The sequence below is a fragment of the Rhizobium sp. P2_G2 genome (assembly GCF_056403555.1).
In genome coordinates, this window is record NZ_JBFUFF010000199.1 from 1 (window position 1) to 5,546 (window position 5,546).

The 5,546-nt window shown below is 58.3% G+C and carries 4 protein-coding genes; 2 read left to right on the top strand and 2 right to left on the bottom strand.

What is annotated here, in order from left to right; genetic code table 11:
• The coding region (locus tag AC1D06_RS41570) for a LysR family transcriptional regulator (protein WP_477991313.1) at positions 1–962 on the top strand (962 nt) is incomplete at its 5' end.
• 311 nt (positions 963–1,273) lie between these two features.
• Here AC1D06_RS41570 and AC1D06_RS41575 read toward each other — a convergent pair.
• Entirely contained in the window at positions 1,274–1,987 is a 714-nt protein-coding gene (locus AC1D06_RS41575) for a protoglobin domain-containing protein (protein ID WP_477991315.1), read from the bottom strand.
• 487 nt (positions 1,988–2,474) lie between these two features.
• On the opposite strand from AC1D06_RS41575, the gene AC1D06_RS41580 reads away from it, so the two are divergent.
• A complete protein-coding gene (locus AC1D06_RS41580) occupies positions 2,475–4,349 on the top strand; it encodes a methyl-accepting chemotaxis protein (RefSeq protein ID WP_477991317.1) in 1,875 nt (624 codons plus the stop codon).
• A gap of 439 nt (positions 4,350–4,788) precedes the next feature.
• Here the strand turns inward: AC1D06_RS41580 and AC1D06_RS41585 are convergent, their stop codons facing one another.
• A complete protein-coding gene (locus AC1D06_RS41585; RefSeq protein WP_477991319.1) occupies positions 4,789–5,262 on the bottom strand; it encodes a cupin domain-containing protein in 474 nt (157 codons plus the stop codon).
• Positions 5,263–5,546 lie beyond the last annotated feature (284 nt).

Here is a 5,546-nt window from a genome sequence, read left to right on the forward strand (position 1 = left end):
CCATTACTTTTTTCGATGGTAGGGTCGTGGGCCCGGGTATTTTTGTTTTAGGAATGTCAATGCGTGATCTGCCGCCGCTGAAGGCTCTTCGTGTATTCGAGGCATGCATTCGGTTGGGAACTTTCACAGCCGCCGCGCGAGAGCTGAACGTCGGTCAGCCCGCGATTAGCCACCAGATACAGGCCCTCGAGAACGATCTTGGTCTGACGCTGTTTGAGAGGAACGGCGGGGTCACCACAGCGACCGACGATGCACTCGCCTACCATGCCAAGATTGCATCCGCCCTGACCGATATCGCTAAGGCCACCCGGTCGTTACGCGAACGGGCAAGTGGACCCAGCCTGACGCTCGGCACCTATCCGGGCTTGGCGATGTTCTGGCTGATGCCGAAACTCGCGAACCTTCGAAACAGAGATAGTGACCTCTCCGTCAGGGTCGTGACAGCCGAGCGTGACCAGCACATCTCGATGGACAGCGTGGATTGCGCGATCCTCTTCGGTGACGGGCGCTGGGATGGGATGGTAGCCAGATTGTTGATTCCGGAGGTAGTGGTGCCGATCGCAGCCCCGTCCGTGGCAACCAAGCTTGCCTCCCTATCGAAGGAAGACATCCTGGGCCATGGACCTCTGATCCATCTCGAAGACCCGGAAAGGCGGTGGTTCAACTGGGTTGACTGGCGATCGCATCGCGCTCCGAATGCGACCCTCGCCGCGACGGGCATTGAGGTGTCCAATCATGGCATCGCCATCCACCAGGCGCTGCTGGGGCATGGCATCGCACTCGGGTGGAGGGGGGTGATCGACGATCTGGTGTCGAACGGCTTGCTTATCGAATTGGACCAGGAGCCCTTGATCTCGGAGCGAGGCTACTACCTTGTCGGACCCGAGGACTTTATCAAGTCGCGTCTCGGGAGTGAGCTGCTAGCTGCGCTTTCTCCTGGCGTTACCCCAATCTCGACATGACGGTGGGGGGAGCCGCACCGCGTGCGAATTTCACTGCAACTTAGGCAAGGGCCAGATGGTTGAGGGCGGCCGTTAACTCGTAAAATGTCTCCTATTGGCGCATCGAAGACCTCGCACCGCTGCTGGGGCGACGTCTGCTTTTGGGCAGGCACGAAAACAGCCTATACGACCGATATGAAGGCGCGAAGCAGACAAAGCTTTCAGTGCTAGTCAAGGGAGACGCCCGCTGGAGCTGACGCCATTCGCTGATCGGGTTCCCACAACCTGCCACGCCTTTGTGTTACCTGAAATCCCGCGTCTTCACCCTGATCTCATCGAGATGCAGATAGGGGTCGATGATGTCGCGCGACCGCGGCCCCTTCGGCAACCCGCGGGGATCCGGCGTCGGGGATCCATGATGAAACTCGTCCCCGCGTCCATGCGGCAGCGGAAATGTGTCGTCGCGGTCGCCGACGCTTCTGAGCTCGTTCCTGCTCTAGCCTTTCCTTCGCGCGTTGCTCTTCAAGACGGCTCCGCTCCTCCGCAAGCGCATCCAAATAGACAGAAATGGCGTAATCCATGTCAATCAGCGCAGCTTTGACCACAGCTGTCAGGTCGTCGGAGACCTTCTTTGCCTTTCGACCATGAAGAAATCCCTTGAGTTCACCGCCGACAACGCCGCGAATAATGCCCTCTAGGATGATTGCATAGCCGCCGATATACCAACGTGGCTCCAACCCGATGCGCGCATGGACGCGGCCGACCGTGGTCACGCCCTCGACGTAATCGCCCTGGTATTTGCCCGATGCTATGATGTCCCAATGCTTGGTCTGCCGGTCTTTCGCATGGGCGATATGTGCGTCGCTGGAGAAGAATTTTCTGGTGTGCGGGTGCTTTGAAGCCTTGCCATAAAAGACGTCAAGGGCGGCACCTATGACAGAGCGAATGGTCGGCTGAATTTTGGCGAGGCTAAGCCGTTGCTCTGCATCAAGCCCAACGAAATCCAGTCGATCCTGGAGGTCTGGGTTATTTATCCGGTCCACCATTGGAGGGTCCCTGCGATGATAGTAGGCCGCAAGCTTCATCCGAATGGACGCAAGCGGAACAACTTGAGCATATGAGAATATACTTAATTTAAGGTTAGCGACTGCGCGTTTGCGGTTAATCTTACGAGGGAGACGCATTAAAATCGGAAAATTGACGTTAAGGTCCGACGCGCGCAGTCTGCGGTGAAGAGCCGACGGGAGCGACGACAGCACGTCAAACCCGGTGTTTGAGAGGTTCTCCTGTGCCCTGTCGTCTTTCGTTTCGTGCTCCGATTGTGATGAGATTCAAGCAAGCGCGACGATGTTGCCGTTAAGCTGCAAGTTGGGCTTGTGAATTCGCACAACTATTTGGAATTGTAGCAATTTTTCGGACCGTAAACGCGAAAATTTTACGAAGATTAATACTAAATTAGATGCTTGGCGCGACATTTTGTTGCGACCCCCGAAAAAACGCCGGTCACCCAACATACGTCGATTGGAGACCCGCATGAAACGCCCAAGCATCAAGCAAGCCCTTGTCATAACATTGTCGATCATATCCGCTTTCGTGATCGGACTGTCCTATCTGTCGCTGAGCACGATTTCGACGATCAATGCCAATACCGAACAGATCGGCACGTTCTGGATCCAGCGGCTGGTCGTCGCTCGCGAGATCAAGGGCAGCTTCTCCGATCTGAAGCTGGCTTATTCCAACTATCTTCTGGAAACGACGCACGAGGAACAGAAGCGTGTGGCGGACCAGATCACCAATGCCAGCGCCGCTGTCGACAAGGCCGTCGCAGAATATGAGAAGGGCGTCCGCACCGAGCGCGGCAGGCAACYGATCGGCCAGGTCAAACCGGAGCTTGCCAAATATCGCCAGCTTGCGGAACAAATGATTGCGCTGCAGAACAGCGGCAAAACCGCCGACGCGATCCGGCTCTTCAAGAGCAGCATGACCGCGCAGTCCGATCAGATGAACAAGGCGGTGGCGGACCTGGTGGCCTTTATTCTCGGCCAGGCGGAACACTTTGTTGATACCAGCGATGCGGCGGCGAGTTCCGCCTTCGTCCTAACGGCGGCAATTGCCGCCCTGGCGGTTGTCGTCGCGCTGGTGGGCATCGTGTTTGCCATTTCGGGCATTGCCAATCCGATCCGCCGGATTGCTTCGGCGATGCAGCAGCTGTCGGGCGGAGACCTCGACAGCACCATTCCCTATGCCGGTCGTGCGGACGAGGTCGGGGAAATGGCCGGTGCGGTCGAAGTGTTCCGCCAGAATGCGCTCAATGTCATCAGGCTCGAACATGAGGCAGCAGCCTCCCGCAGCCAGAGCGAGGCGGCACGCGCTGCGGCCCAGGAACGGGCTGATCGCGAGGCCGAGCAGTTGCGCTTTGCGACCGCAACTTTGGGCGAAGGCCTCAAACGACTTGCCGCCGGCGACATTTCCTTCCAGCTTTCTGAGCGTTTCGCCACCGACTACGAAACCTTGCGCGAGGACTTCAACGCCTCGCTCAAGCAGCTGGGCGCCACCATCGGCGCCGTGCTGCAAACCGTCCACAGCATCGATGACGGCACCAGTGAAATTGCCTCCGGCGCGCAGGACCTCTCCAAACGCACCGAGCAGCAAGCTGCCTCGCTCGAGGAGACAGCCGCGGCTCTGGATGAAATCACCGCAAATGTCTCGACGGCCACCAAGCGCACAGACGAGGCGCGCAAGGTCGCAGTGGAAGCCAATGTCAGCGCCCAGAAATCATCGACGGTCGTGTCGGAGGCCGAGCAGGCTATGCGGCGCATCGAAGAAAGCTCGCAGCAGATTTCCAACATCATCGGCGTCATCGACGAGATCGCCTTCCAGACCAATCTCCTGGCGCTGAACGCCGGTGTCGAGGCGGCCCGTGCTGGCGAAGCCGGCAAGGGCTTCGCCGTCGTGGCACAGGAAGTGCGCGAACTGGCCCAACGTGCTGCCCAGGCCGCCAAGGAGATCAAGGGGCTTATCCAGAAATCGTCGACCGAAGTCGAAAACGGCGTGAAACTGGTCCTCGAAACCGGCCTGTCGCTGAAATCGATCGGCGACTATGTCGCCCAGATCAACCAGGTCATGGATGCCATCTCCACCTCGGCGCGGGAACAATCCACCGGGCTTGCCGAAATCAACACCGCGGTCAACCAGATGGACCAGGCAACCCAGCAGAATGCCGCCATGGTCGAGCAATCGACAGCCGCGGCGGCGACACTGGCCTCCGAGGCAAGCCGCTTGCGCGACCTGGTCAATCAGTTCCAATTGGACGATACGCAGATGCACGCCGATACGCGGCGGGCCGCCCATCCCCCTGGTGCAGAACGCTGGGCATCGTCGGCTGCTCCGCGCCGCGTCGCAAGATAACCGACTGCACAAAGGCCTGAAGAGCAGTAGCCAACGGCTGCTAATCTTGCGTCATAATGTCAACTCGCAATTTATTGCAGTTGATGGGAATCGAACTGCGGTTCGGTGCTCACACTAACAATGCAAACCCGAAGCTATTGAGATAATTAGGATACCCGACTCGAAGACGCAGCGAGCCTCCCGGTCGATTTGTGGCGCAAACTGTATGATGACAGCATATCGCGTCCGTAAACGCGGATGGGCTATTGCACCAGCCTCCTCCTTTTAATCCCTTCGACTTCGACGAACCCGAAAGCGTACGGGTCGCCATTCGCTGCAGGATCCATCAACGCCCTGCGAGTCCAGCCGCCGAAGAGGCGCTCCTCGATAACGGCCTCGATGACGGTTTTAAGAAAATAGTCGCCTGCGGGGCTGAGATGACCGCAGGCGCGGGCGAGCCTCAACGCTTGCGTACTCTATTGCGGAGCTGCGACAGCTGTGTTGTATCATAACGCTCTCGCAGCGCGGCGATGGCTTCTGCATCCGGAGGGCTGCTTTGCGCAACGAGCTTCACCAGCTCTTCGAAATAGTGTTCGTGCCCCGGCGGCGAGACGGTCATGATCATGCGCGCCGTCTTGCCGCTGCTGTTGCCGATGTTGTGCGACACGCCCGGCGGTATGAACACGTATGTCCCAGGCGTGGCGACGATCTTTCGGTCGCCGATTTGCCATTCGCATTCCCCTTCCAGCACGAAGAATGTCTCTTCTTGAACGCGATGGACGTGGAGACCGGTCGAAAAGCCCGACGGCAATGTCCAATCGAACATCGAGGTGTGTTTCGTGTCGTCGCCGGTCACCAGGAAACGCAGAGGCTTTCCGGCCAAACTCAGTTCCTTGCCTTCTTCAGGCATGCGGACAACAGCTCTGACACTCATGTCTTCCTCCTTTGTCTATCCACGGATCACTGGCGACGAGGATGAAGAACGTCGGCCATGAAGTCGCGAGGCAATTGCGAAATTGTTGCAAAATTTCTGCGAATGCTGTTTCCTCCGGTGATGGCGACGATCCTCGCATTCGGCGCGTTTCGCCTCGACACGGACGCCGAAATCCTGTTCTGCCGAGACGAGCCGCTGGGTCTGGGGCGACGCGCAGTGGCGCTGTTGCGGATGCTTCTGGAACGGGCAGAAACGCCAGTCGGCAAAGAAGCATTGATCAACGC